Genomic DNA, 2,974 nt, shown 5'->3' with positions numbered 1-2,974 from the left:
CCCGAAAACACCACAGCCACAAGCTCATTGACATCTCGCACACCACACCAACGGCGCCCGTCACCCTTGGTTACCACCGATTACGGGCCAGAGCCGCTCGTTTGACAGATCCGCTACCATCGTCTCAACCACCGTTACGAGTGGAAACCAGGCAACTACCTGGCCATTCTCGGGCTGGCATCCGCCCTCTGCTGCTACAAGCGGTTCCTCAAACTGACCATGTAGGACACGGTCTTAATCCCCACCGGGCACTGCTTTCTCTGGACTCACACGTCCCAGTCTCCAGATGCCCGCGATCAAGGGGAAGCCTCACCGCGCCAGTCCCCGACCCTACTTACAGGCTGTTCAAAGAGCTGTGCCGCCGGTGGCTTGGACTGATTCGTTTGTGGTTCTCGCCCATGATGATGTCTGCGGCAAGGCTAGACCGAACAAGCGTCTCAATACAAGATGGGTCTGTGCGTCCGCGACACCGAGGGCCGTGGCTGCGTGGCTCTTTGCGTGAGGACGAGGGTAGCGGCCTCTTCTGACGACCCAAGCGAGCCGAGCGAGGAGATCGCCGCCTTCCATGGAATGGTCAAAGGGGGAGTATGTCCCGCGAACCGAACACCTGCTTGAGTACATTGGTTCAGGCGGCGGGGTTCACCCCCGCGCAGTTGGCACGCGCGTTGCGCGCACTGGCTGCTGAGCAGGGTATGCCTGCGTCCTTCGACGACAGTGCAGTGCGGCGTTGGCTAGGCGGTACTCAGCCTAGGCCGCCCGCCCCAGCACTGCTCTTGGAATGCTTGTCCCGTCGCCTGGGCCGACCGGTCACCGCACAGGAGGCCGGCCTTACGCACACCCCAGCATTGGTCGTGGATCCGGCGTGGGAGGCAGATCCATTGCGCAAGCTGGCCCAGATTACCGGCGCTGAGCTCGACCCCGCCCGTCAGTCGCTGCTGGGAGCCGACGGTTTCAACCTGTCCGCCCTGTTCGTGCCAGATGATGTCATGTCCACTCCCGCAGGGGGCCAGCCACCATCGCACGGACCGGAGACAGTGCATCCTCTGCCGGTTACGGTCGATCGCTGGCACGGAATGTCACATCTGTTTCATATGGCGGCCGAGAAATACGGCGGAGAACCGGTGAGGCCTGCTCTGGCCGCGTTCGTCGCCCATCGCGTCATCCCCGTCCTGCACTCACCGGCGCGCGCGCGGGACCGCCACAGCGAGTTGTCCGCAGCTTCTCAACTGATCCTGTTGCTGGGCAATGTGAGCATGGACAGCGGTTATGACAGGACCGCTCAACATTACCATCGCATAGCCGCCCGGCTCGCCGCCGACGCCGGTGACCATGCCACCCTCGCCATCGCTTTGCGTACCATGAGCGCTCACGCCTACGAGCTGGGTCATCACACACCTGCCGTCCTGCGCCTGAGCAAACAGTCTGTCCACCACGCCAGCGCCGCCCCGCTCGCCGTCCAGGCATATACGCAAGCGAACTATGCGGTGCTGTTGGCCTATTACGACCGGCGCGCCGCTTTGGACGCCCTCTCACGCGCTGAACATCTCCATGCGCGTGCCCATGCTGATGCCCCTCCCGGGCCCTTCACCGCTTACCCGGTCGGCGGGCTGTATTACCAACGCGCTCAGACACTCAACATCCTCGGCGACCGCCCTGGATCCGTGAGCGCACTGAAGACGTCCCTTCGCCTGCGCACTGCGGCCGAATACCGCGCTGCTTCCCTCACCCGTGCCCGCCTCGCTGAAACGCACTTCCAAATGGGCCACCTCGAACAAGCACTGCCTCAGTGGCAAGCCTTCCTCACCGCCTACCCCAGTCTCAGCTCCGCCCGTGCCAGAGCTCACCTGCATACCCTGAGACAACAACTCCAGTCGTACCAACGACACCATGCCGCTCGCCAACTCCTCGCGCAGGCAAGGGGCTTCGACCACGATCTCGCATGAGGGTTCGTCAGCGGTCTGTCGATCGAACGGCTCTGTCCCATATCGGCACGTGCGAGACGTCAACTCCTCTTTCGAAACAATGTTTTCGGCGTTGTCGATGAGGGTGGCCAGGTAGAGCCGGCCCTCCTCGGTCGGGACGTAGGTGATGTCGCCGCATCAGCGGGCATCGAGTCCGGCGGGGTAGGGCTGGCGGGGCTGAGCTGGCCGTTGGCCGAGTGGCGGCGCCGGGTGTTGTAGAAGCCGTTGATGACCCTGTTGCCCAATTGACCTCACGCTGCGATGTCAAGGGCTGCCAGTCGGGAGATACGCGTGCGTGCGAGAGGGGTTTCGTTCCACCAGGCGTCGAGGCGGATCAAGTTGATGGTGGTTGCTGTGAGAATGTGCGCGAGTCGTGTCTTGGCCAGGCCGATGTAGCGGGCCCGGCGGACGCCGGCGGTCGCGACGGCTTGATGGATGGTGCCTTCCACGCCGACGCGGACCGCGTAGCGGTCCTTCCACTCGTCGGTGGACTGCTCCGCTCGGACGCGTTCCAACACCGCGTCCTGTTCCTGGGGCCGGACAGTCAGCTGCCGCCCGTACTGGGTGGATCGGGTGCACTGATCGCGCATCGGGCAGGGCGCGCAGGTGGCAGTCGCGAAGCGGATGCGGATAGTGTCAAGGCCGTTGTTGTCCACGCCCTCCGTCCAGTACCTGCTGGTGGCGCCGGTCGGTCAAAGCGCCTGCCTGGCCTGCCAGTTGATAGTGAAGGCGGACTTGCCGAAGCCTCCACCCGATGCCGGCTGCCGGGTGTTGTTGGGCCGGACTCTGGGCCGACGACGCTGACGCCACGAGTGGTCGGCGCGGTGAGCAGCAGCTCGGCCGAGGTGTAGCCAGCGTCCAGGAGATGCTCCCCTGGTAAGAGACCCTTGCTGGTGAGTCGGTCGTGGACCTCCTCGACGACCATCGCATCGTTGACCGTGGCGTCGGTCGTGACAACGTGGGTGATCAAGTGCGGGCGCTTCGACGTCTTTGGGTCATCACAGCTCTCACTG

Annotated in this window: 1 protein-coding gene and 2 pseudogenes; 2 read left to right on the top strand and 1 reads right to left on the bottom strand. The window is 64.0% G+C overall.

The window, feature by feature from the left end; all coding sequences use genetic code 11:
* Positions 1–114: 114 nt before the first annotated feature.
* Both ABZ624_RS42560 and ABZ624_RS42555 read left to right on the top strand, forming a co-directional pair.
* A pseudogene (locus tag ABZ624_RS42560) lies at positions 115–225 on the top strand (IS5/IS1182 family transposase); the annotation flags it as partial.
* Between the two features lie 653 nt (positions 226–878).
* Positions 879–1,943 carry a hypothetical protein gene (locus ABZ624_RS42555; protein ID WP_360101039.1) on the top strand — a complete coding sequence of 355 codons (1,065 nt, stop codon included), beginning with the start codon at positions 879–881 and terminating at the stop codon, positions 1,941–1,943.
* Positions 1,944–2,212: 269 nt separating this feature from the next.
* Here the strand turns inward: ABZ624_RS42555 and ABZ624_RS42550 are convergent.
* A pseudogene (locus ABZ624_RS42550) lies at positions 2,213–2,641 on the bottom strand (transposase); the annotation flags it as partial.
* Between the last annotated feature and the right edge of the window lie 333 nt (positions 2,642–2,974).

This window comes from Streptomyces sp. NPDC007205 (assembly GCF_040634095.1).
Classification (GTDB): Bacteria; Actinomycetota; Actinomycetes; order Streptomycetales; family Streptomycetaceae; genus Streptomyces.
The sequence above is the reverse complement of the archived record's forward strand: the minus strand, read 5'-3'. Positions and strand labels throughout refer to the sequence as shown.